This is a genomic window from Paenibacillus polymyxa (genome assembly GCF_018614975.1).
In the GTDB taxonomy this organism is placed as follows: Bacteria; Bacillota; Bacilli; order Paenibacillales; family Paenibacillaceae; genus Paenibacillus; species Paenibacillus polymyxa_E.
On sequence record NZ_JAGGNR010000016.1, the window covers coordinates 1 to 22,781 of the forward strand.

24 protein-coding genes are annotated in these 22,781 nt (G+C 44.8%); 13 read left to right on the forward strand and 11 right to left on the reverse strand.

What is annotated here, in order from left to right:
• Positions 1–117 precede the first annotated feature (117 nt).
• Genes J7E78_RS15750 through J7E78_RS15760 form a run of 3 tightly spaced genes read right to left on the reverse strand, consistent with a single transcriptional unit; the run spans position 118 to position 1,231 of the window.
• Entirely contained in the window at positions 118–504 is a 387-nt protein-coding gene (locus tag J7E78_RS15750; protein WP_215077190.1) for a hypothetical protein, read from the reverse strand.
• Positions 501–890, reverse strand: coding sequence for a hypothetical protein (locus J7E78_RS15755; RefSeq protein ID WP_215077191.1), 390 nt, complete (start codon positions 888–890; stop codon positions 501–503). Before J7E78_RS15755 ends, J7E78_RS15750 begins: the two co-directional genes overlap by 4 nt.
• On the reverse strand, positions 887–1,231 hold the full coding sequence (locus tag J7E78_RS15760; RefSeq protein ID WP_215077192.1) for a hypothetical protein: 345 nt from the start codon (positions 1,229–1,231) through the stop codon (positions 887–889). The genes J7E78_RS15755 and J7E78_RS15760 overlap by 4 nt, the downstream gene beginning before the upstream one ends.
• A gap of 74 nt (positions 1,232–1,305) precedes the next feature.
• On the opposite strand from J7E78_RS15760, the gene J7E78_RS15765 reads away from it, so the two are divergent.
• The 3 genes from J7E78_RS15765 to J7E78_RS15775 all read left to right on the forward strand — a co-directional run bounded on the left by J7E78_RS15765 (position 1,306) and on the right by J7E78_RS15775 (position 4,986).
• Positions 1,306–2,676, forward strand: coding sequence for a lipase family protein (locus J7E78_RS15765; RefSeq protein WP_215077193.1), 1,371 nt, complete (start codon positions 1,306–1,308; stop codon positions 2,674–2,676).
• 15 nt (positions 2,677–2,691) lie between these two features.
• Positions 2,692–2,967, forward strand: coding sequence for a hypothetical protein (locus tag J7E78_RS15770; RefSeq protein ID WP_215077194.1), 276 nt, complete (start codon positions 2,692–2,694; stop codon positions 2,965–2,967).
• 99 nt (positions 2,968–3,066) lie between these two features.
• Positions 3,067–4,986 (forward strand): 3'-5' exonuclease, encoded by a 1,920-nt coding sequence (locus J7E78_RS15775; RefSeq protein ID WP_215077195.1) that lies wholly within the window; start codon positions 3,067–3,069, stop codon positions 4,984–4,986.
• Positions 4,987–5,118: 132 nt separating this feature from the next.
• On the opposite strand, the gene J7E78_RS15780 is transcribed toward J7E78_RS15775, so the two are convergent.
• From J7E78_RS15780 to J7E78_RS15790, 3 genes are read right to left on the reverse strand one after another with little or no spacing between them, the layout of a single operon-like run.
• Positions 5,119–5,901 carry a MerR family transcriptional regulator gene (locus J7E78_RS15780; RefSeq protein WP_215077196.1) on the reverse strand — a complete coding sequence of 261 codons (783 nt, stop codon included), beginning with the start codon at positions 5,899–5,901 and terminating at the stop codon, positions 5,119–5,121.
• The gene (locus tag J7E78_RS15785; protein ID WP_215077197.1) at positions 5,876–6,802 is read right to left on the reverse strand and encodes a DUF2268 domain-containing putative Zn-dependent protease; all 927 of its coding nucleotides are present in this window, start codon (positions 6,800–6,802) and stop codon (positions 5,876–5,878) included. Before J7E78_RS15785 ends, J7E78_RS15780 begins: the two co-directional genes overlap by 26 nt.
• A gap of 59 nt (positions 6,803–6,861) precedes the next feature.
• On the reverse strand, positions 6,862–8,118 hold the full coding sequence (locus J7E78_RS15790) for an MFS transporter (protein WP_215077198.1): 1,257 nt from the start codon (positions 8,116–8,118) through the stop codon (positions 6,862–6,864).
• Between the two features lie 276 nt (positions 8,119–8,394).
• Between J7E78_RS15790 and J7E78_RS15795 the strand changes: the two genes are divergently transcribed.
• Positions 8,395–9,693, forward strand: coding sequence for a galactokinase (locus tag J7E78_RS15795; RefSeq protein ID WP_215077199.1), 1,299 nt, complete (start codon positions 8,395–8,397; stop codon positions 9,691–9,693).
• Between the two features lie 101 nt (positions 9,694–9,794).
• Here the strand turns inward: J7E78_RS15795 and J7E78_RS15800 are convergent, their stop codons facing one another.
• Positions 9,795–10,808: a DUF7309 domain-containing protein gene (locus J7E78_RS15800; RefSeq protein ID WP_215077200.1), complete on the reverse strand. Its 1,014-nt coding sequence runs from the start codon at positions 10,806–10,808 to the stop codon at positions 9,795–9,797.
• A 265-nt stretch (positions 10,809–11,073) separates the two neighbouring features.
• On the opposite strand from J7E78_RS15800, the gene J7E78_RS15805 reads away from it, so the two are divergent.
• Positions 11,074–11,355, forward strand: a complete 282-nt coding sequence (locus J7E78_RS15805; protein WP_215077201.1) for a hypothetical protein — start codon at positions 11,074–11,076, stop codon at positions 11,353–11,355.
• Positions 11,356–11,457: 102 nt separating this feature from the next.
• Here the strand turns inward: J7E78_RS15805 and J7E78_RS15810 are convergent, their stop codons facing one another.
• A complete protein-coding gene (locus J7E78_RS15810) occupies positions 11,458–11,994 on the reverse strand; it encodes a hypothetical protein (RefSeq protein ID WP_215077202.1) in 537 nt (178 codons plus the stop codon).
• 141 nt (positions 11,995–12,135) lie between these two features.
• Between J7E78_RS15810 and J7E78_RS15815 the strand changes: the two genes are divergently transcribed.
• Positions 12,136–12,492 carry a hypothetical protein gene (locus J7E78_RS15815; RefSeq protein ID WP_215077203.1) on the forward strand — a complete coding sequence of 119 codons (357 nt, stop codon included), beginning with the start codon at positions 12,136–12,138 and terminating at the stop codon, positions 12,490–12,492.
• A 127-nt stretch (positions 12,493–12,619) separates the two neighbouring features.
• Here the strand turns inward: J7E78_RS15815 and J7E78_RS15820 are convergent, their stop codons facing one another.
• The 3 genes from J7E78_RS15820 to J7E78_RS15830 are packed head-to-tail and all read right to left on the reverse strand — an operon-like array spanning position 12,620 to position 16,375.
• A complete protein-coding gene (locus tag J7E78_RS15820) occupies positions 12,620–13,783 on the reverse strand; it encodes a Ger(x)C family spore germination protein (protein ID WP_215077204.1) in 1,164 nt (387 codons plus the stop codon).
• Positions 13,780–15,282 (reverse strand): spore germination protein, encoded by a 1,503-nt coding sequence (locus J7E78_RS15825; RefSeq protein WP_311517506.1) that lies wholly within the window; start codon positions 15,280–15,282, stop codon positions 13,780–13,782. Before J7E78_RS15825 ends, J7E78_RS15820 begins: the two co-directional genes overlap by 4 nt.
• The gene (locus tag J7E78_RS15830) at positions 15,254–16,375 is read right to left on the reverse strand and encodes an endospore germination permease (RefSeq protein WP_215077205.1); all 1,122 of its coding nucleotides are present in this window, start codon (positions 16,373–16,375) and stop codon (positions 15,254–15,256) included. Before J7E78_RS15830 ends, J7E78_RS15825 begins: the two co-directional genes overlap by 29 nt.
• Before the next feature lie 204 nt (positions 16,376–16,579).
• Here J7E78_RS15830 and J7E78_RS15835 point away from each other — a divergent pair, with 204 nt between their 5' ends.
• The 7 genes from J7E78_RS15835 (at position 16,580) to J7E78_RS15865 (ending at position 22,642) form a co-directional block, all read left to right on the forward strand.
• Positions 16,580–17,473, forward strand: coding sequence for an NAD(P)-dependent oxidoreductase (locus J7E78_RS15835; protein ID WP_215077206.1), 894 nt, complete (start codon positions 16,580–16,582; stop codon positions 17,471–17,473).
• A 275-nt stretch (positions 17,474–17,748) separates the two neighbouring features.
• Positions 17,749–18,480 carry a nuclease-related domain-containing protein gene (locus tag J7E78_RS15840; protein ID WP_215077207.1) on the forward strand — a complete coding sequence of 244 codons (732 nt, stop codon included), beginning with the start codon at positions 17,749–17,751 and terminating at the stop codon, positions 18,478–18,480.
• Positions 18,481–18,942: 462 nt separating this feature from the next.
• Positions 18,943–19,389, forward strand: a complete 447-nt coding sequence (locus tag J7E78_RS15845) for a tellurite resistance TerB family protein (protein WP_215077208.1) — start codon at positions 18,943–18,945, stop codon at positions 19,387–19,389.
• A 35-nt stretch (positions 19,390–19,424) separates the two neighbouring features.
• Positions 19,425–20,018, forward strand: coding sequence for a TerD family protein (locus J7E78_RS15850; protein ID WP_215077209.1), 594 nt, complete (start codon positions 19,425–19,427; stop codon positions 20,016–20,018).
• 90 nt (positions 20,019–20,108) lie between these two features.
• A complete protein-coding gene (locus J7E78_RS15855; RefSeq protein WP_076213449.1) occupies positions 20,109–20,684 on the forward strand; it encodes a TerD family protein in 576 nt (191 codons plus the stop codon).
• 93 nt (positions 20,685–20,777) lie between these two features.
• Positions 20,778–21,359, forward strand: coding sequence for a TerD family protein (locus J7E78_RS15860; RefSeq protein ID WP_215077210.1), 582 nt, complete (start codon positions 20,778–20,780; stop codon positions 21,357–21,359).
• A 26-nt stretch (positions 21,360–21,385) separates the two neighbouring features.
• On the forward strand, positions 21,386–22,642 hold the full coding sequence (locus J7E78_RS15865; protein ID WP_215077211.1) for a TerD family protein: 1,257 nt from the start codon (positions 21,386–21,388) through the stop codon (positions 22,640–22,642).
• Positions 22,643–22,781: the final 139 nt, after the last annotated feature.

The following is a 22,781-nucleotide window of genomic DNA, read 5'->3' on the forward strand; positions in this document are numbered from 1 at the left end:
GAATAGACGTAGAAGTTTTGTTTTTTTCTACTGTCTACTATGAGGGGAGCATATCATTGTTCTGAATTCAGGCAGCTTTTTTTGTTTTTCGTATGTAGGGTGGAACGTACAATTTTCCTAGGAATTAACCTCTTCCTCACTCTTACGTTTGTCAATGAACTCTGCTGGCCCTCCAGCTGAATCAACTTCTAGAGAGGGTAGGGATAAAGACAAAGAGAGAGAGGTATATGGGTCATCTTTAACATGACCGTATAATACAATTGTAGATGACATAGGCAGCAGGATCTGATAATCAGTGAATTCTACATCTGCATCATAATATTTTTTGAAGTACTTTTGTCCAACAGGAATTGTTTTTTCAAAATATGCTTGTTCCTCTTTTGGAGATAGTCCCCCACAGCCAGTTGGAATAAGTACAAGGGTTAAGATTAAAAAGGCTGAATGAAATAACTTAAGCAAGTTTATCACCCTGATCTGTAGAAGGGTTTGAGTTGTGAGCTTCATTTGGAATTAACCTCTTCTTCACTTTTGCGTTTCTGAATGAATTCACCGGGTCCACCTTCTGAATCAATTTCCAGAGATGGGAGGTAAAGCGAAAGAGATACTGAAGTTTGAGGATCGTCCTTTACATAACCTTTTAACACGATTGTAGATGACATAGGTAGCAGGATCTGATAATCAGTGAATTCCACTTCCACAACGTAATACTTCTTAAAGTATTCTTGTCCAATCGGAATTGCTTTTTCAAAATATGCTTGTTCCTCTTTATGAGATAGTCCTCCACAGCCAGTTGAAATAAGTACAAGGGTTACGAATAAGAATGTTGAATGAAATAATTTAAGCAAGCGAATCATCCTGATCTGTAGAAGGGGTTGAATTGGAAATTTCATTGGGAATTAACCTCATCCTCACTCTTTCGTTTTTTTATGAAGTCCTCGGGACCTTTGCCAGAGCGAACCTTCATAGATGGTATGTCTAAGGATAGAGATACCTTGATTGCTTGATCATTCTTTACATAACCATAAAGAAACATGGTAGAAGAATTAGGCAAGTTAATATCATAATCCGTGAATATGACCTCTTCATCATAATAAGTTTGGAAATATCTTTGTCCAATAGGTACAGCCTTTTCATAATATTCTTTTTTTTCTACGTTAGAAAGTCCTCCACAACCTGCAAGTAGACAGATTAGGAAAAATGTTAGAACAACGATACGAACGGATTTAAACACCGTAATCCTCCTTTATTGGAAATAAATACTCCGATGATATATATTATAATAAATTAACAAAGGAGAGAAGTGCAATGAAGGCCTATATTAATGAATATACCTACCATTTTATATCAAATGAAGTATATCAATCGAATATTATAGCTAATGATATTTTTGACGAAATCCCTGGCTGGAAAATAGTAAAACCCCAAACCACTTTACACGACAGCAAGACCGGATTTGACGCTGAAGTATTCCATAATGAAAACACGAATCAAATCATCATTGGGTATAGAGGTACAGAGCCTGGAGGTCGTCCTATTCAGGAGAAACTTCCCGACCTGGAAACGGATGTGCTGGACGTTGTCCTGGGAAGAGCGAAGCAACTTGAGAATACATATAATCAACATCAGAGCGGAGTAGAACGGGCTCCCAGCAAGTACGACCAAAACGTGATCAACGAGGGGTACAAGGATACACAACTTTATCAGGCAGAGGAACTGTATAGAACCGTTAAGAAGGAATATCCAACTGCGGATATCACGACAACAGGGCATTCACTGGGCGGTGGATTAGCCGAGTATGTAGCAGCAAGAAATGACTTATCAGCAGTAACCTATGACCCAGCTGATATATTGCCTGTGTTGTCCGACGACATCATTAAGCGTATTGATAACGGTGATTATAAAGATAAGATTTATTCCATATCACATCCTGGTGACATTGTTAGCTCTGGTATTATGAGTGCGCGCAAAACAGTAGGAACAGGACTTTTTATTAACAATACATATGAAGAAGCCAACAGCAGATTTTATGTACGAGTATCTATCCCTGACAAAGACAGCGAATATAATTTTTTTAAGAGCTTTTTGGGTTTGACTGAAAATAAAGTGGTTTATGTGCCCATTAATGTCCCATTTCTGAATCAAGATCCCATAAGCAAGTTTATGAATTCATTTGGTAATCAGAAAACGCATGATTTGAACTATTTCCAGTTTGATGAACATGGATTTATCACAAATAAGTTATTCACAACTACCGATGGACAACCTGTGAACGGGAATCTGCGTTTTGATGCTTACTTAAAATCTTTGGTAGCTCAAGACAACATGAAAAAAGCATTTGATCAACTTCTACAAAAATATGGGTCGAAGTTGGGTGTGTATGGGCAATATGCAGCAGCAGCAAGTGGTGTTACCATACAGCTCTCTGTTGAGGATTTGAAGGCCGCGGGGCAGAAGATGGAGCAATATGTGCAAGAATTTCAGTCAAGTCTACCTACAGCGATTAATTCCATCTTACGATTGGTTGAAACGAGTCGAAGTCGATCTTTGGAGCCGATCGTGGACAGACTAACACATGACTTGCATCAATTTAGCCGCTGGTATGAAGAGGAAGCGCATCTTATCGCAGAGTATATCAATAAAAAGGCGGAAGATTTCAGAATCGCTGACGAGGGATAACAAGGAGGATTAGAGGTGTCTGGAAGAATTTTGGTTGAATTGCACGATTTGATGCAAGCAGAGAAAGATATCACTCATTTGATGAATCTATTAAAAGCGAATAAGGCCCACGTCCAGTCTATAGGGGAAAGTGTAGGAGATTGGAAAGGTCAAGCGGCAGAAGAAATGAGAAGTAAAATGGATCAATTCCTGACTGTAATGACAAGAAGGATCGCCGAATTTGAGCATCAACAGGTGGATTTAGCAAGATATAATTATCGTATGGAAGAAGCAGATCGCGCTGGAAAATAATGTGGTTTAGAGTGGGGACTGCAACGAAACCAAGCGGCGAAGCAACTATTGATTCTAAGAAACTACTTTATATTCAACTAGGAATTAGGAGCGATTAGCATGGCAAATACAGTACCAGAGGTTATACCGAAAAAAGCGATGCCTGGTGAACGGTTATTATTTGAAACGCTTAAGAAACATCTCCCGCAAGACTACATTGTGTACTATGAACCTGAGATTCGTGGAAGACGACCGGATTTTGTTATTATCGGGCCAGATTTAGGATTGCTTGTACTAGAAGTGAAGGATTATACCAAAAGCACGCTGCATCAGGTAAATCGGGATGAATGGACTTTACACACTAAGGCAGGTGAGACGGCTACCGAACGAAGTCCACTAAAGCAAGCGAGAGATAATGCATTCCTCATAACGGGTCAATTGAAGAAGGATAAGAATTTGATCAAAGAAGGAACGCCAGGATATTTGAAGTTCAATTATGGGTATGGTGTTGTTTTCAGCCGCCTGAAGCAAAAGGACTTTCTACATATGGATTTGTATAGTGTCATAGATCCGGTGTTTGTGCTGACCAGAGAAGAGATTGATCCAGAGGATGAAGATTTCTCTGAGGAAATCCTGATTGAGAAACTCTTGCACATGTTCACGGTGCCAACTCGGAATCGATATAGATTGACCCATGACGATATACAAGCAATTCGTTACCATCTGTTTCCTGAAGTGAGAATCAGTGCGGAACTTAAAGAGGTGATACCACATCAGGACCAGCTGTTATTATCCTTGCATAACATTAAGACGATGGATCTACATCAGGAGAAAATGGCGAAGCAGGTGGGAGACAAGCATCGTTTAATCCGCGGAGTTGCGGGCAGTGGTAAAACGCTGGTGCTTGTCAGTCGGGCAAGGATGCTGGCGAAGGCAAATCCGAGCTGGAAGATTCTCGTACTTTGTTATGGCGCAACCTTGTCCCAATACTTGAGACAGGCTATTGTACAGAAGTTGGCAGAGCCAGAGGATTTATTTGATTTTGCCCATGATGGAAAATCTTCGGTCCTTGGATCAAACATTCAAGTAAGCACGTTCCACTCATGGCTCGGCAAGCAGTTTCGGATTATCGAAAAGAAGCTGCCAGTTTTACTGGAGAAGATCTCTCAAGGACTACAAGAGTTACCGAAGTATGACGCGATATTGATCGACGAAGGGCAGGACTTTGATGCTGATTGGCTGAAGCTCGTGAGCGCATGTCTCAATGATGAGACGCAGTCACTGCTGCTTGTGGAGGATCGGGCTCAAAGCATTTTTAAACGGAAAAATAGCTTGGCTCAAGATACGGGATTAGACTTCCGGGGACGCTCCAAGATATTAACCATCAACTACAGAAATACGGCACAAATTGTGCAATTTGCTTGGGATTTCTATAGAGAGCAGTCCAAGTTGCAACATAAAGTCATCAGCACTGCGGCAGATGGAATTGAGATTATACCGCCTCAGTTCACGAAGCGTAAAGGGTCAGAGCCTAAGATCTACCAAAGTCTAAGCACGAAGGATGAGATGGCGTTTGTAGCCAAGTCGATTGATTCTTTACGACGAGAGAAATCCTTGTCTCTGAAGGATATAGCCATCTTGTATAGGGTCCAGGAATTTAATGGGGTCAATATTATTGGTGAGATGGAGCATGTGTTGGTTGACAATAACCTTACGTATAATTGGGTGACCAGAGATGATCAGAGCAAGAAGAACTTCGATCGGGAAGAGGACAGCATTAAAATATTGACGATTGATAGTGCAAAGGGGTTGGATTTCAAGGCTGTATTTATCATTGCCATTGAAGCGATGCCACGCAAGTCGGGAAAAACAGATGAAGTGGATGAACAGGAGGTGTCCCGTTTCTATATCGGTATGACACGTGCCTTGGAATGGCTGTTCCTGAGCTACTCTGATGAATCCCGATTCACGCAATATCTGGATGAGGTTCAGCAGCAACGAACGGAAATGCAAAGAGATAAAGCGGTAAGCAGGGGGTAATCACGCGTGGCCTGAACAAAGTGGAATATTTATTACATGTGACATACATGAACAACACTGAAAAACGTATCTTCCATACATATGGAAGATACGTTTTTTACTAAGTTACCTTGTATGTGGAGGGTATCCAATTCACACCAAATCAATTTCCTCCCCCCCCCCCCCCACATAAACCATAATCGCTTGATACAAAAACCTCAAAAAATCCTCATCACCAAACTGATCAAAATAACCCGCATAGCGACGATCCGTCGTATAGGTCTCCGCGATACACCTCAAAATCTCAGTATCACAGACCATAAACTGTTCCAAGCAACTCTTCCATTCACGCACTAACTCTTGTACCTCACCAGAAGCAGGGGGCAGGTCCTGATGTTTCGCCAACTCCCGAAATACCTGCTCCATGTTGACCGAGAACTGCTGGTAGGCTTGTTCTTGCTCTTCCGCAGACAGCTGGCTCACATTCGCTTCGAATTCCTGATATTTCTCGGTATCTCCGTAGACGAACTTCGCCTCAGATTCATACTGTTCTTGAATGGACAGAATGGGAGAGTTGCCAAACAGATTGAGATGAGAGATATCCGTTCCACCCACATACTCGTCCAACTGGTCGATGATGGTTTCGAGCTTTTGTTTTCGTTGAACGAGTGTGCTGCGATGCCCTCTTAGAATATCTTTTTGTTCGCCTTTGGAAAGTTGCATCATGGCTGAAATGTCTTTCAAGGAGAAATTCATTTCTTTGAACAACAGAATCATCTGCAGATTCCCGAGTGCCTCTTGATCGTAATACCGATAGCCATTGTCCTCGACTTTGCTCGGTTTCAATAGATCCGTTTTATCGTAATAATGTAATGCGCGTTTGGTGATGCCTGTAATCTGAATAATATCTTTAACGGTGAAATAGGGTGTCTTCATTCCAAAATTCCTTTGTTTCAGCAAGGATGACACTTGCCGGAGTAATGGTTGCTTCGGTAATCGGTGTACCTGTTTTGTTCAGATAATATTGAATTAAGTGATAACCGCAGGCATAACCAGCCGCATAGGGCATACCTACAGGTGTGAAATTTTGCATGATGGCAAGTTCATCGCCGTATAGATACGGATTAATCTGGTCAAAACCTGTGACATGCAGCTGATCTTTCATCTTCGGTTTGATTACGTTGTTCAAAGTCTCCATATCTGTTTTGGCTACCCAGGGGCCTAGCAACTCTTCTCCATACAGGGATGTCGCAAAGCTCTCGGCCAGCCCCTCGCTAACCACCATCTCGCCAAGCGTAATCTGTGGACTCCACTGAATATATTGATATCTCACATTATGATTGCATTCATGGGCTAACACGGATTGCATACGAGGTAGAGTATACCTATTGGGGATCAGGTTCGCAATAATATAACCCGGGATTCCACCATCTCCGCTAATACCTTCGTTCATCGTGAGTGATGGACTATTCTTGTCGCCTAATAAAATCGTAAATAGATATTCGGAGACCGACAGCTCAATCCCGTGATCTGTAAAGGTCGATAGACTCGTACAAACAGCTTCATGACACTGTTGCCAAAATGCTTCAGACGAGATTGCTGCTAACGATTCGTTAATCTCAGGCGTGATATCTGCGGGAGCGATATTCAACAAGTTATTCATCATGATCACGTCGAAGCCATTAGGCTCGCTTGATCGAAACGGGATCTGTTGAATGTTCCATTTGTTCATAAATGGACTCATCATTCGCTCGCGGTATAACTCCAATTTCTCATCGGGTGCAGCCTGGATGATCTCTTCATAGATTTGATCTGAGCGCAACGCGGTAATCTTCATCCTTCATCACTCCTTCTTATTCGCTTGAGATCATTATCAAGTATGACCTAACGTAACAGTCAAGCGTTGATGTTAGGCTGCTGGTTCTCTGAATGATTCTTCATCTTCATTGTGAATATCACCGCAGACAGGATATAGATCAAGCTTAACAAGAGATAGGGGAGTTGCAGCGAGAAGACGCGATCAAATGTCGTTTCACTAACCCGCACCAATAATCCGCCGAGAAGCGTACCGATGGCACTGATCCCAAAGGATAGAAAGCGAAACACGCTTCCAACCCTGCCAAGCATCTCATTAGGAACGGAACGCTGCAGGATGGAGGAACGGGTAACATTGTAGACAATGATGAAAAATGCAGCACAGAAGTACAGTCCGCCTACCAAATATGCATTTGTAGTTAGACCCACCACACCGTAGATGATTCCCATGCACAAAATGGAGGAGATAATTAATTGTTTCGTACTCCATCTCTTGCGCATATAAGCAACAGCCTGGCTTCCTACTATGCTGCCGATGGTTGCGACGGAGATGAGGATACCAAATGCAAAAGCATCCAACTGAAGCACATCTCGTACAAAGAAAATCTGAGTAGCCAGGATGATCGAATACATCAGCGTAATGGTGACAGACAGAATGGCCAGACCACGGAGAAAACGATCATGATAGACATATTGGATACCAGCCCACATCTCACGTTTCCAATTCTTCATCGGGCGAGCTTGCTTCTTGGTTGTTTCTGTATCCCCTGGATAGAAGTTTCCCTTCAAACTGCTTAAAAAAAGCAGAGCAATAACAGCCGTTACGGCGTCTATGGCAAAAGGAAATACAATATGCAGGGTGATGATGAACCCTCCCAGGGCAACGCCAAGAATATCACTCGTGATTAACTGTCCGGCGGTGAATTGCCCATTGGCTTTTTCTAACTTACTCTCATCTACTAGTTGTGGGATCACCGTCTGCACCGTGCTGTCGAATACGACTCGGCTAAGACCAATACCAAACATGAACAGAGCAAGAATCGGAATGCTTACCCACCCTCCCCAGATACATAAAGTCAGTCCAAGCAGAAGCATCATTCGCGTAAAGCCTGCCCCAATCAGCATATGTTTGCGTGAGTAACGGTCGATGAGGACACCTACAGGCAGACTGAAGAGTAGCCAGGGTAAACGAAGTGCCGTCATGGTAACAGAGGCATACAGCGTATTACTCGTGAGAGTTGATATGAACCAAGGCACCGCAGCAAGTGTAAGTCCATCACCCAAGAATGTAAGCGAAAATGCACCAAATAACTTGGTATAATTCGATTTGATTTTCATCGTTCCCTCCACCAATAAGATGTAAAGCATACCAACTTTTGAATTAGGAAATAATGTGTTTTCACTTAAACCAAATTTAAGTTATTGCAAAATGGTTTTCAATCCTGTTTTTACAATAAATAACTTCACAAAACGCTTACAAACTTTCAATTCTACCCTACCTTTTCCGCTGTGAAGCTGAGATAATGGGAGAGGAATAAGGCATGAAACAGATGCGACAACCATGTTCACCAACAGCCCAAAAATAAAAGCTGCATATCCATAGGAGGATTATGAATGACGACACAACCATTGAATCTGATCCAATCCACGGAGGGCCAAGCGTTGCTTGCCCAAATGTATGGACAATCACAAGTACAGGAACAGACTGCACGTTACACAAAGCTGAATGCAACGTTCGAAGAGTATTTTGGTGCGCAAGAGGGAAGCAAGTTGTTCAGCGCGGCAGGACGTAGCGAGATTGGCGGCAATCATACGGATCATAACCATGGTAAAGTCCTGGCGGGCAGCATTACGCTGGATACACTTGCGGTGGCTGCGCCAACGGCAGAATCGGTTATTACTTTTTATTCGGAAGGCTACGACAAGAAATATGTAATCGATCTCATGGATCTCACGCCAAATACGGAAGACGATGGCACAACAGCATTGATTCGCGGTATGGCTGCGGGATTTGGAGAATTCGGATATAAGGTAGGTGGCTTCCAAGCGTACATCTCCAGTAACGTATTCTCGGCATCAGGCCTCAGTTCATCGGCGTCATTCGAGATGCTGATCTGTACGATTTTGAATCACTTTTATAATGATGGAGCAATGGATGTTGTGACCTTGGCCAAAATCGGTCAGTATGCGGAGAATCACTATTGGAACAAACCATCCGGTCTGCTGGATCAGATGGCTTGTGCATATGGTGGACTGATTTCGATTGATTTTGAAAATCCTGCACAACCGGTAATTGAGCCTGTTCAGTGGGATTTCCAACAGAACGGTTACTCATTGGTTATTGTGAATACAGGTGGTAACCACGCTGATCTGACGGAAGATTACGCTGCTGTGCCGTATGAGATGAGAGCGGTTGCTCAAGCACTTGGCAGTGAGTATGTTCGGGGAATTACAGTTGACGCAATCTATGCGAATCTCAAGAAGGTTCGTGAAGCGGCTGGGGATCGTGCTGTGCTGCGTGCGCTTCATTTCCTGGAGGAAAACAATCGTGTTGATGGTCAGGTACAGGCGTTGCGTGATGGACGTTTTGCTGATTTCCTGAAACTGATTACAGCGTCTGGTAATTCGTCATGGAAGTGGCTGCAGAATGTATATCAGAGTGGTGCTGTGAAAGAACAGGAGATTGGCATCGCGCTGGCACTAACCGAGAATTATCTGCAAAACTTGGGTGATGGCGCTTGTCGTATTCATGGTGGTGGATTCGCAGGGGTTATTCTGACGATCCTTCCGAACGAAAAAGTAGAAGAATATATGTCCTGGATGCACAACATGTTGGACACGCCGATTATTGTCGTTAATGTGCGCGCACAGGGTGCAGTATGCCTGAATACATTGATCGCTAACGCGAACTAATAGGATGTAGCAAGTATATATATGACTTGTATAAAAAGCGGTGATCTTCCCGGACTAAAGTCAAGGTAAATCACCGCTTTTTGTCATACCCAACGCAAGGATTAATGCAAGAACTGATTCATTTCTTGTAAAACGTCCTCTACCATAGGTAGCCGCTCCGCCGTGTATACTTCAATATCGATAGAGGCAAGCAAGGGCAAAAGCGCTTGTGCCAATTCAGGTCGTGACAGAATTAGCTGGGAAGGCCTGTATCCTCGCTGCAAAAGAAGGTCAACCAATTCTTCTGCGCATTGCTGCATACTGCGTTTTTGTTCTGCGACGGCAGAGTGGATAATCATGCCGGAGGCTGGCTCAGTGACGATGATAATCTGTGGGAAATAGGGGCGTTCCTTATCACCAATGGATGTAGGCAGATAGGATAATCCGAATTCCCAGAATGATTCTGGCGGGCAAGGCAGCTTGCGAAGACGCGCTTGTTGAAATTCATCAATGAATATAGATGCGGTTTCTTCTACAACGATAGGCTGTGGTTCAACCCACTGACTGCTCCAGGTGAATGTTTGTCCATCAGATGAAAGCTCTGGCACACGTGTGAGAAATAATCGCTGATCTGAAGGAAAGAGCTGATCCGGGTCAGACTGTACGGCTGAAGCGACTTCAATGGCCTGCTCAACACAGGTTGCAAAGAACCGGAGCTCTTTAGCTTCTCGAACTGGGCCAGGTACGAATCCCGGTTCATATCGATGAAAAGTAGGCCAGGCATTGCGTCCGCGGTAAGAGAAACCTAATGCCTTTAATTGTTTGTATTCCTCACTGGATAGCTCGTCCCGGTTTTCAAAGGACAACAGCAGACATTTTTGGGTAAAAACGGGATCTTCAACATTGTTTCCTTGCATCAGATCAAACAAGGCATTCAGTCCTTCTGTACCCAGGTAGACAGCCATTCCATACATCTCGCCTCCGTTGCCCATTACAGTGCAGTAGCCGATCTGTCCGGATTCCGGGTCCTGGACACCAAAAATATGAGAGCTGCTCAGCCATTGCCAGCTTGCTTGTTGTTTGAAACGGTTGGCTGCTTCGTACAGTGGACGTGCTTCTTCAATAAGTAATTTCATGAATACTATTTACTCCTTTCATATAAGTGGATAGTGGTCGTTAAAGTGAGTCTACCACACTGTCAGCTTGTACGTGAATAATTACAACAAGGATGAACAGATGTCCTTAACTCATTTCGGGCTTGCCGGATTTTTTGATATAATCATATATAATAAAATCTCCAACTTAGAAGGTCGTTATAGTGTTCAGTAGATAGTAGCCTGATTGGGTAGTTTAGTGATCTGCAATACAGGCGTATTGATTTTCCATGGGAGGAAGGATTAGATGATTACACCTACAGTGGCTGGGCAGGAAGAGGCTCAATTATACGAGGAGTTGCGACGTGCGATCGATGAATTCGAAGAGGGCGAGCAACGGCAAAAAGTTCTGAGTCGGATGGTAAGACAGCTCAGGTTCGCCAAGTGGCGCAAAGATCGGATGCGCAAGGTGGATGCATACTGTCAAAAGATCAAGCCCGCGACATTATGGACCATACTAGCCACAGGTGCACTTGCACCAGTTTTGTTATTTAGCATGTTCATCTGGGTATCGTTGTGGGTGGAATGAAGCTGTAACGAAGAGAGATACATTATGAAGTTAATAAAAAGAACCGTTAACCATCGGATTATCGTATTCCGACTGTAACGATTCTAAGAACTCTCTTTAGGGTTAGTGGGACATTTGTGTAGATTTACCGTCTAAAGATTGCACTTGTCCCTGGATATACTGGTGGTAATCGCGGAAGCTGCTGATGTGATGCAAGGAATCGGAGTTCTCAGACTGGATCTTAATTTTACCGTCCTGAGGCAATTTTTTCATCTCAGCAATGACGGATTTGGAACCTTGGATATCACCGGACATGTCTTGAATTCGCTGTAATAATGCTGGGTGTCCTTCATGTTGGAGCATTTCGGCGAGCGGTCTCATTTCCTCCAACTTTTGGCTCGACCGTTCAAGTGTGGTCATCACTTTGTCTCCATCTGTACTTGCGCTAAGCGAAACCATTCGGTGAATATGATCTTTCTCCATACGCTCAAGTGCCTCCAGATGGGAAGCTTCCAGTCGTTTGGGATCGCTCCAACTCTCCGATCGAACGGAGTCATTCTGTTGCTGGGAAGCATTGTTCGCAGTGCCATTGCCACAGCCCCATAACAGAGTTGAGCAGGTTAACACGGCTCCAACGGCGATGATACTTTTTAACCTCATGCTGTCACTCCTTCAATAATTTCCTGAAGGTAGTATGAGCAATAATATCCAAAATCATGCTTCTTCTTGTTATAAATGTAGCAAATGATCCAAAGAAGTGAAGTTACAATTGCAACGTTATGTAATGAGGTGAGAAGCATTATGTACACTAATAACATATGGCGCTGGACCATTAATCTTCTGTATCCTGCCATTATCTTTGTCTTCCAGAGCTGGGGACCGATATTGGATTCTTGGACAGGTCCAATTTTGTTCGTCGCGGTGTTCTGCTTTCTATGGAGCGATGTAAAAGATATGTTCGTTTCGACATTATTGACATGGTTTATTGCCATCCCGTGTTGGTGGTATTGGATTGAACGTCCGAAACCATCGTTTGGTGCAGAACATTTTGCCGCACATCTATGGTTAATTGTACTTATGTATATTGTCTTTGTGCTCATTCCTCAGACCTTAATCCTGACTACTCGGTTGCGGGTAATGCATTATTATAAGAAGTGAAAGTTAATGGAATGGAGACTTCGCAGTCACAGACCTGCATGATTCGAACTGCAAACGAACGACATCCATATACACAAACACCCCTTATCCGTCGTTCCTGACGGACAAGGGGTGTTTCGCGTTCTTGCTACACTTTCCGTTTATATTTCCCTGTATAAGGGATGGTGAGGTGGATTTTCAGATCCTGGATCGATTCTTCGGTAAGCATCATCTTGCTGCCATTGTTGGATAACTTACGCCAGAGCTTTGGATTTTTGCGATACAGCTTCTCCTGAAGACCGTAAATATCTACGCCACGCTCAAGGCCGTGACGATAGGTCTGCATGATCTGCTCCCGCAACTTCACTTCACTAATCTGAATCATCTCTTCATAAGAGGTAGGCACAAGGTATTCGTACAGGGCAGTGAGGTATTCGGCGTCAATGTTGAACTTGACCTCTTCCCCATGAATGACAGGTTTAATTTTGATCTTTGGCAATCCTACACTGAGTGCCCCATAGATCGTTCCATCCTTCTGGACAAGTAAGGGAGCCCGCCGCATGTCTTTGATTAGCCAGTGGTAACCGGGAAGCTGACTGCGTGGAAAGTATTCAAAGTCATAGCCAGTCTTCTCGAAAAAGGCCCCTTCCACCAGAAACAAATCATGTTTTTTCTCATTCTCAGCCCACTGGGTATTGTTCAATGCAAGACTCGGTAGATACGTCGTGATAGCCGGATCATTATGTGTTGCAATGAGCTTAAAGCTAAGCACAGGTGGGTACAACGATTCTTCCATGTACGTGGGGAGCGGATTGTGAAGAATGCTGTCCAGTGGCGACATATTATAGATGGACGTCGCACTCAGGATTTTCTCCAGAGGCTCTCGTGTTCCATACACCCAGGTTGTATAACGGGATTCTGGAAATCGTCCCAGCATATCAAACACTTCTTTGATGTGTTTGCTGGTGAGCACACCTTCGGCCATAACGATGGCTGTCACATGCCCCCAGGCCATGTGTAATTGGGCTGTACGAAACAGTTCGTTTAACGCCAGACTCAATGTTTTCCCTTCGGCATGTCCGACCCATACAGGGGGCGTATCAGCACTTTTGGCTGAACTTTCACTTTTGGCGACACTGGCAAAATCCAGCGTTTGTACATACAGGTGATACATGCCGTCTTTGTAATCAATGCCAAATGCTTTGGCGTAGTCTACTTGTTGAATCTCAAAAGCACTCCAGCATCCACTCGTCATCACGCACATCGACAGGCTTAACAGACCCAGCGTACATCTCCGCAACAAACGCTTCATCGTCCGTTCCCTTTCTTGCGGGGCTCTTGGGTTTCGAGATAGACGGGTTTGCGTTTCCCCAACCCTTTTGGCAATTTAAATAATGAAGCTATGGCTTGTTTGAAATGAAGCGGTGTTAACGGAGTGAGATACGGAATGCCAAATGATTTGAGATCGGTCAGGTAGATGAGGAACAGAATCAACGACAGGATGAACCCATAGATGCCGAGAGATGCTCCCAGGACAAAACAAAGGAACCGCAGGATCAGCACAGAACTGGTCATGACCTGATTCACAATGGTTGCTCCAGCTACGACGGTAACTGCGATGATGACAATCATGAGGGGAGAGACCATGCCGGCTCGAATGGCGGAATCCCCGATGATCAAACCGCCAACGACAGTTAGTGTCTGGCCGATGGCACTCGGTAAACGTACCCCCGCCTCTCGGAACAGCTCCATTAGCAGCATAATGAGAAACATCTCCACTCCTGATTCCATTGGCAGTCCCATACGGCCTACCGATATCGTGGCAACCAGTGGGAAAGGAACCTGATCCATATGAAATGAGGTCAGCGCAATATAAAAGCCGGGCAGGAACACGGTGATTATCAGGCCAAGAAAGCGGAGCATCCGCCCTACGTTGACAGCTAAGAAGGGAAAGCTGGCATCTTCCGGTGATTTGAGCAAAAGAAACAGATTGACTGGCCCAATAATGGCGCTGGGATTGCCGTCAACAATGAGGATAAAACGTCCGTTCAGGAGACATTCTGCAGCAAAGTCGGGCCTGCCCGTATAATGGGTGACGGGAAACAAAGTAATCTTCGAAGGGGACAGCAATTCTTCCAGTTCATTAGCGGTCAAGATGCGTTCAGTCTCAATCTTACGCAACCGATCCTGGACGTCTTCAATCAGATCCGGATTGGCGATATTCTTGATATACATCAATGCCACTTTGGTTGCAGAACGTGAACCGATCAGTTCAATATTACAGGCCAGTTGGTTCGTACGCAGTCGGGTGCGTATCAAGGCAACATTGACGGCAAGTGGTTCAATGAACCCATCTCTTGCCCCACGGATCGAAACTTCGGTGGTCGATTCCTCCGGTGTCCGAGTAGGGAGGTTAGATATATCAATACTCCACATGGTTTGCAGGGAAGGAATACAGATCAACATATGGCCTTCAAAAACACGGAGAGACATCAGTTCAGTTCCAAATGCCGGATCTTGCAGATCCATTCGGGTCCAATCCAGGCTGATGCACTTTTCAATGTCGGATGTACGGACAAAGTGTGTATTTTCATATGTTCGTTTGAGTTCCGGGAGAATAATATCGTAGATTGCTTCACTGTCTACCATACCGCTGCAATAGGTCATAAGGAGTTGCATCGGAGGTTCTCCGAACATATGACTATTGATGATGACATCATCAGATCCGGCAAAAAAGGTGTTCAGGTTATGCTCGTTCATTCGGAACGGTTCAACTTCACGATTATTCTTGGGTTGGGATGAGATCGGCACGTTCGGGAGCCTCCTTGTCTTTTTTGTGGATTAATGCAGCAATGGTTAATATCACGGTAACGATTGAGACATAGGCCAGCATGACCGGGAACTGAATATGATTCACGTAATAGTCCACGTAATCAATGCGCCACCATTGCATCGCCATGAAGCTCATGATGACGGTAATGGTAAGAATGGCGATATATCGTTTCTTCGGTCTGCGGAAATTAAGCAGATCTACGATGAGATACATGGATATGGCAATCCTTGCGAAGGAACCACTAAGCCACTGATAGATGGACAGAAAATCAACGTGCTGCAACAGTTTGCCTATATTCACAAGTTTCCATTGCTCATAGGGACTGTTCCGTTGTTTGGCAGCTTCTTCTGGACCAAATTCCACGATGGCCCCGATCGTTGGCCCTATCGCCATACTGAGCATAAACACGCCGAGGATCAGAACATACCACCAACGAATTTTGCCTTTGACTTCATGTTGGAACAACATAAGAATCCAGATTTCCATAAGCCCGGCTAAGGAGTAGATCATGCCCCGCCACACGGAACCCATGCCGTTCTCCATAATCGGGAACAATAGACTGTAGTCTTTGTATTTCATATTGGCGGACATTACAAAATAACCAAGCAAAATCACAAAGGGCAGCAGCAGACTGGAAGTCATCGCAATGGAGCGTATGCCTTTAGCTGCTGCCCACGCTGCAACCAGTGCACCGCCACCAGCCAGAACGTAAGGTGGCGTGAATTGAAGATATGTGGACACGGTCCAGTTAGTTGTCTCATACAGCGTATGTGTGCCAAGCGTGAACAGCAGAATGGAAGCGGAGATGCGGAAGATCCAGGAAGGGACCGCACCGAATTCTCGCGTGATCCAATCTGTTAATCGCTGTCCACGTACCCGCCGAATGATGATATACATCATACATAGAAACAACATGAAAAAAGGGCCAGCCGCCACGACAGACAACCATCCGTCTCTGCCGCCAGCTTCAAGAATTGCTGGGATGGACAAGACATGGCAGACCAGTCCGGCACTTAATAAAAGGATGGAAAAGGACAACCAAATGGTAATTTGACCTTTTTCACGACTCATGGGAATCCTCCTTTCCAATGAAGGAAGTTTCCGTTAGGTTGTACAGCATACAGGAAGTTGATTCCTTTTTCAGATTTTTTCACAGAAAGCTGCAACCGAGATGGACGGACTAACCAGAAAGCTTTAACATACAGATATAGCAATGTCGAAGACAAGCACTGAGCGAAGCATAGAAAAATAGAGAAAATAGGGAGGAAACCTGCGATGACAAATTCAACGAAGGCACCTGGAGAGACAAAAGTTGGCTTTATTGGTACAGGCGTGATGGGGAAAAGTATGGCTGGGCACATCCAGAGAGCAGGGTATCCGCTACATGTGTACACGCGAACTGCTGCCAAAGCGGAAGCACTGGTGAAAGAGGGTGCCGTATGGCATGACACACCAGGCAAACTTGCTGCTGCATGTGATGTGATCATCACGATGGTAGGATATCCGAAGGATGTGGAGGAGATCTACCTCGGTGAAGATGGACTTGTAGCCAATGCCAAACCGGGTTCATATCTGATTGATATGACAACATCCAGTCCGCTTCTGGCTGCACGAATCTTTGAAGCTGCGGAAGCCAAAGGACTGCATGCATTGGACGCACCTGTATCGGGCGGTGATATCGGAGCGCAGAACGCGAAGCTGTCCATTATGGTTGGTGGTAGCTCGGAGGCCTTTGAAGCCGTGCGTCCGCTGTTTGAGCAGATGGGCACCAACATTGTGCTGCAAGGCAAGGCGGGAGCCGGGCAGCATACCAAAATGTGCAACCAGATTGCCATTGCCTCTGGCATGATGGGCGTATGCGAAGCACTCGCCTATGCCAAGACGTCTGGGCTGGACGCGGAGAACGTGCTGAAGAGCATTGCTACCGGTGCAGCCGGAAGCTGGTCGCTCAGCAATCTCGGTCCGCGTATGATCGCAGGCGACTATGAGCCTGGATTCTATGTGAAACATTTTATCAAAGACATGGGAATTGCTCTGGAGTCTGCAAAAGCGATGGGTATGAAAACGCCTGGGCTGGCTCTGGCCGAATCCCTGTATCAGGAAATAGCGAATAATGGTCTGGAAGAGAAGGGGACACAGGTGCTCTACACCTATTATCTTCAGGCTTAACATCAAGAGAACAGCAGCGTATTCTTTTTCTATTCAGGAAAGGTTGCGCTGTTTTTTTCAATTTTGCGGCTTGTTTATGCGTCTAAAGTCACGAAATTGGTTAAATGTTCATATGTACTTTGCGTATTGGAGAGATTTTGATCGTTTTCCCTTTATTTTTACCCCGCTTTATCCGACATAAGTAATAGAAGTTTACATAATGAATGTGTCAAAGGATGTTATTCCATCTGTAATGGTCAACCGTAACACACACTACAATAGAACGGAGCTTGCCCATGTTCAAGAAAATCCTGTCTCTGTTCAAGACACAGCCAGAGCTTGCGAACCCAATTACAGCCTCCGCTTCAGCATTACCATCGACGACAACCATTCCCCCGCGTATGGTCCGAAGTAAGCGCAAGAAAAAGGCGGAAGGGGATTGGACACGTCAGCCGGAGGAGGCTAGTACAGCAGATCAGCTGATTGGTCTCCCAAGTCAATATAAAGTGCTGAACGACTTACTCGTTACCAATCCGAAGTCGCGTTCCGGTTATTCGCAGATTGATCATGTCGTGATCGGCCCTCGGGCAATCTTTGTGATCGAAACCCGAAATCTGACCACAGGTGAGATTCGCGGCGGAAGAAGAGAGGCCAATTGGTCGGTCAGCAGCAGCCGGGTCAAAATGTACAATCCGCTCATGCAGCATCGTGCACATGTGGAAGCCATCCATGCACACCTCGGAGATTACAAAAGAGTACGTCTCGTCTCCATGGTGACCTTCACCAACCGTTGCCGCATCAGTGTTGATCCTGCTGTGAGGTATGTGAATTCGGATGAACTGATCATTTACGATCATGAATTGGTGGAAACGATACAGCGCAAGACGGAACGACTTGAGACAGAGGTTCCCGAAACCGTATTTCAAGAGAAGGATATCCAGGCGATCTACGCTCTGTTATCATCGGTCAATTCGACAGACCCTCAGATTCGGTCAGAGCATATGGAGAAGGCTAAAGGGATCAAATAATTACGCTTCACGAACACTGTTGTCCATGCGGGCGGCAGTGTTTTTTGTGTTGCGGTGGTAGTTAATACTGGGGTAGTAAAAAGGCTTTAGACACAGGTATTGTCTACCATGAGGAAGAACGTAGGGAGGAGATTTACGGAAAGGAATAGTAATATTGAATAGAATTTGAATGAGTTGAATTATAGATATATGCTGAGGTATTACATAGAACCCTGACTTCCGGGACGATCGGTGGTCGGGGTTCTATGTGTTGTATGCATTTTTTTGAAATCCGCTTGAAACCATATCCAGAACGATACGTATCATAAGGTATTAATTGTTTTTTAATGTAGAATATTGCCGTATTTCAGAGTATAGTTAAGGAATAATTTAACTTATATTCAACATGATGTAGACATGAAAGTTACTGAAAAAATGAAAAGAATGTACGGAACACCAGTTTGAAACTATTGGAGGTTGAGTATGAGTTCATTTAAAAGCTGGTTAAATTCAACAAAACAAGGACTTGAGGAGCAAGTCAAAAAGTTTAAAAATAAAGATTTTATGGATGCCGTGGTTGCAGGTTGTGCACTGGTTGCTTTTGCAGATGGTTCCATTGACGAAGCCGAGAAGAACAAGATGGCCGGTTATATCAACCTGAGTCAGGAATTGAAAGTATTTGATATGGCTGAAGTGATTACACGCTTTAATCACTATGTCGCGAACTTTGAGTTCTCTCCGGAGATCGGGAAGCAGGAAGCGCTGAAAGCCATTGGGAAGTTCAAAGCTAAGCCGGATGTAGGACGCGTTATTGTGGGTGTATGCAGTGCGATTGGTTCAGCTGACGGCAACTTTGATGATCAGGAGAAAAGAGTTGTTACCGAGATATGCATTGTACTTGGACTGAACCCGGGTGAATTCAATCTCTAAGTAGCTATTGTACATATGAAGGGAGGTGAAAATCAGTGGCAAGCATTAATTTGGTCAAAGGACAGAAGATTGATTTAACCAAAGGCAATGCAGGACTTACTGAGGTAATTGCTGGTCTCGGTTGGGACCCGGTAACTGCCAAAGGTTTCTTTGGAAGAAAAAAACAAGCGGATATCGATTGTGATGCATCGGCGATCATGTTGAATGAGGAAGGCAAGTTGGTTAAGGACTCCAACCTGGTTTGCTTCCACAACAAGCAAAGTGCATGTGGTTCGGTTATCCACTCAGGTGACAATTTAACAGGACAGGGAGACGGTGACGATGAACAGATCAAAATGGATCTGTCCCGTATTCCTGCTGATGTTCATAAAGTATTAATCGTTGTTAATATCTACGATTGTGTCAATCGCAAGCAAGATTTTGGCATGATTGAGAAGGCTTATATTCGTATTCTGGATGGTAAAAATTCCAGTGAGCTTGTGAAGTTCAATCTATCCGATAACTACACAGGATCAACCGCGTTGATCTGTGGTGAATTGTATCGTCATGGAAGCGAATGGAAATTCTCGGCAATTGGAGAGGGTTCCCATGCGGTACATATCAACGAACTCGCTCGCAGGTACTCTTAAGTACAAGATTTAACCTAAATCGACAATAATCCTGATATTCATATGTCACGATAACTACAATACATTTAAATAAGCGAGGATGATCATACGATGGCAATTAATCTCTCTAAAGGTCAAAAAATCGATCTGACTAAAACGAACCCAGGTTTGACCAAAATCACAGTAGGCTTGGGCTGGGATACCAATAAGTATGATGGCGGAAAAGACTTTGACCTGGATGTATCGGTATTCTGTGCGAATGCTAACGGTAAAGTAGAAGGCGAGAAAAACTTCATCTTCTTCAACAATCCACAAAATGAAAATGGTTCTGTTGTTCACACCGGTGACAACCGTACAGGAGATGGCGATGGTGATGATGAGCAGATCAATATCGACCTGCCTAACGTACCCGCCAATGTAGAGAAAATTGCATTCTCCATTACGATCTACGAAGCTACAGAACGTAGTCAGAACTTCGGACAAGTCTCCCGTGCTTATGTGCGAATTGTTAACGAAGCAAACAACGAAGAACTGATTCGTTTCGATCTGGGAGAAGATTTCTCCATTGAAACAGGTGTAGTTGTTGGTGAGTTGTATCGTCATAGCGGCGAGTGGAAGTTCAGTGCCATCGGTAGTGGTTACCAGGATGGACTGGTTGGATTGACACGCGATTACGGTTTGCAATAGGACGTACAGAACGACTTACAGGATGGGAAGAACCGTCTCCTGGACGGTTCTCCTTTTCATTTAATCACATATCTTGGAAAGGTGGAAAAACAAATGACGATCAGTCTTGCCAAAGGACAACGTATTGACCTGACTAAGACGAATCCGGGCCTTACCCGTGTGGTGGTTGGTTTAGGCTGGGACACGAACAAATATAGTGGTGGAGTCGATTTTGATCTGGACGCTTCGGCTTTTTTGTTGTACGAAGATGGAAAAGCCAAAGGTACGGATGACTTTGTTTTTTATAACAATCCAAGCGGCGGTGCGGGTTCAGTGACACATACCGGTGACAATCGTACGGGTGAGGGTGACGGCGATGATGAGCAAGTTGTCGTTGACTTCAGCAAGATCCCTGCGCACATTCACCGGATCGGGATTACGGTAACCATCTACGATGGAGATGGACGAGGGCAGAATTTTGGACAAGTCTCCAATGCTTTTGTTCGTGTTGTGGATGCTGCAAGTGATCGGGAAGTGCTTCGGTTCGACCTCGGAGAAGACTACTCTACAGAAACAGCAGTGGTGTTCTGTGAGTTTTACCGTGCAGATGCAGACTGGAAATTCCAGGCAGTAGGCAGCGGTTTCACAGGTGGACTATCTGCTTTGTGCAAAAATTACGGACTGGATGCACAATAACTTGGCATAAGAAAGGTGAGTCTGCTATGGCGATTTCTGTCGTGAAAGGCCAGAAGAGTGATCTGACCAAAACCAATCCGGGCTTGTCCCGTCTAACGGTAGGCATTGGTTGGGAGGCAGCCTCGGGTGTGGAGCTGGACACATCAGCATTCCTTCTGGGTTCAGACAATAAAGTGGCTGGAGATGAGGATTTTATCTTCTATAACCAGCCCTCTACCGCGTTTATCACGTATATGGATGGTGGGCAGGTTAACGGTGAGAAGAAACAATTCGCCATTGATCTTGGCAAAATCCCTGCCCGAATGGAGAAAATCGCCTTCAGCCTGACGATTCATGACGGTGAAGCACGACGCCATCATTTTGGACAGGTTCAGCATGGTTTTCTACGGTTTGCCAATGCAGCTACAGGTCAGGAAGTGATGAGATATGATCTGGGAAGCGGTTTTACAGTGGAGACCGCGATTGTCATTGGTGAATTGTATCGTCATAACGGAGAATGGAAGTTCAATGCAATAGGATCGGGTTTTGCAGGTGGCTTGAATGCATTATGTGCCAATTTTGGTGTGGATGTGGATAGTGGATCGGACCCTGCACCAACGACTTCAACCGTTCCTCCGACAGCTGCACCGACTCCACCACCCCCGGCACCTGTAGCTGAGCCGACGTCTGCTCCTGTGAATTCGATCAATTTCAGCAAAATTGAATTGAAGAAGAAGGGCGACACCATTAACCTCAAGAAAAATGCGGGGGGACTTGGTGAAATCCTGATTAACCTGAATTGGAATCAACAGGGTAGCAAAGGGTTATTTGGTCGCAGCAAGAGTGTGGATCTGGACTTGGGCTGCCTGTTCGAGATGAAGGATGGTACACGAGATGTAATTCAGGCATTGGGACAAACGTTTGGTTCACTCAACCGTTTCCCTTATATTGCACTGGATGGGGATGACCGGACGGGATCGGTTAAGACGGGAGAGAATCTGCGGATTAATGGTGCCCGTATCTCGGAAATTGAGCGCATCTTGGTATTCACCTATATTTATGGTGGTGTGGCCAACTGGTCTCAGGTAGACGGTGTGGTAACCATCCAGCAGAAGGATGGCCCGGATATCATTGTCCGAATGAATGAATACGGGAGCCCGCTTGGCATGTGTGGCATCGCGATGTTACGCAATGTGAACAATGAGACATTCAGTATTGAACGAATCGTGCAGTTCTATAATGGGCATCAGGCGTTGGACGAGGCTCATGATTGGGGAATGCAGTGGGTTGCGGGAAGAAAGTAATCATTCGTATTTATTTATTCATTCAATCCCTCCAGATTAGGAGGGATTGGTTTTTATGCCCCGACAGCTGGAATCAACTATTGCAGATTGGCTATTGCCAAAGGTGCGAGGAGGAGACAACCCTGAAATATTTTAACTT

Bases quoted from the DNA above. Each gene is read 5' to 3' on its own strand.
- J7E78_RS15750 (WP_215077190.1), bottom strand. From the start codon at position 504: ATGAAGCTCACAACTCAAACCCTTCTACAGATCAGGGTGATAAACTTG.
- J7E78_RS15755 (WP_215077191.1), bottom strand. From the start codon at position 890: ATGAAATTTCCAATTCAACCCCTTCTACAGATCAGGATGATTCGCTTG.
- J7E78_RS15765 (WP_215077193.1), top strand. From the start codon at position 1,306: ATGAAGGCCTATATTAATGAATATACCTACCATTTTATATCAAATGAA.
- J7E78_RS15775 (WP_215077195.1), top strand. From the start codon at position 3,067: ATGGCAAATACAGTACCAGAGGTTATACCGAAAAAAGCGATGCCTGGT.
- J7E78_RS15780 (WP_215077196.1), bottom strand. From the start codon at position 5,901: ATGAAGACACCCTATTTCACCGTTAAAGATATTATTCAGATTACAGGC.
- J7E78_RS15785 (WP_215077197.1), bottom strand. From the start codon at position 6,802: ATGAAGATTACCGCGTTGCGCTCAGATCAAATCTATGAAGAGATCATC.
- J7E78_RS15790 (WP_215077198.1), bottom strand. From the start codon at position 8,118: ATGAAAATCAAATCGAATTATACCAAGTTATTTGGTGCATTTTCGCTT.
- J7E78_RS15795 (WP_215077199.1), top strand. From the start codon at position 8,395: ATGACGACACAACCATTGAATCTGATCCAATCCACGGAGGGCCAAGCG.
- J7E78_RS15800 (WP_215077200.1), bottom strand. From the start codon at position 10,808: ATGAAATTACTTATTGAAGAAGCACGTCCACTGTACGAAGCAGCCAAC.
- J7E78_RS15805 (WP_215077201.1), top strand. From the start codon at position 11,074: ATGATTACACCTACAGTGGCTGGGCAGGAAGAGGCTCAATTATACGAG.
- J7E78_RS15810 (WP_215077202.1), bottom strand. From the start codon at position 11,994: ATGAGGTTAAAAAGTATCATCGCCGTTGGAGCCGTGTTAACCTGCTCA.
- J7E78_RS15815 (WP_215077203.1), top strand. From the start codon at position 12,136: ATGTACACTAATAACATATGGCGCTGGACCATTAATCTTCTGTATCCT.
- J7E78_RS15820 (WP_215077204.1), bottom strand. From the start codon at position 13,783: ATGAAGCGTTTGTTGCGGAGATGTACGCTGGGTCTGTTAAGCCTGTCG.
- J7E78_RS15830 (WP_215077205.1), bottom strand. From the start codon at position 16,375: ATGAGTCGTGAAAAAGGTCAAATTACCATTTGGTTGTCCTTTTCCATC.
- J7E78_RS15835 (WP_215077206.1), top strand. From the start codon at position 16,580: ATGACAAATTCAACGAAGGCACCTGGAGAGACAAAAGTTGGCTTTATT.
- J7E78_RS15840 (WP_215077207.1), top strand. From the start codon at position 17,749: ATGTTCAAGAAAATCCTGTCTCTGTTCAAGACACAGCCAGAGCTTGCG.
- J7E78_RS15845 (WP_215077208.1), top strand. From the start codon at position 18,943: ATGAGTTCATTTAAAAGCTGGTTAAATTCAACAAAACAAGGACTTGAG.
- J7E78_RS15855 (WP_076213449.1), top strand. From the start codon at position 20,109: ATGGCAATTAATCTCTCTAAAGGTCAAAAAATCGATCTGACTAAAACG.
- J7E78_RS15860 (WP_215077210.1), top strand. From the start codon at position 20,778: ATGACGATCAGTCTTGCCAAAGGACAACGTATTGACCTGACTAAGACG.
- J7E78_RS15865 (WP_215077211.1), top strand. From the start codon at position 21,386: ATGGCGATTTCTGTCGTGAAAGGCCAGAAGAGTGATCTGACCAAAACC.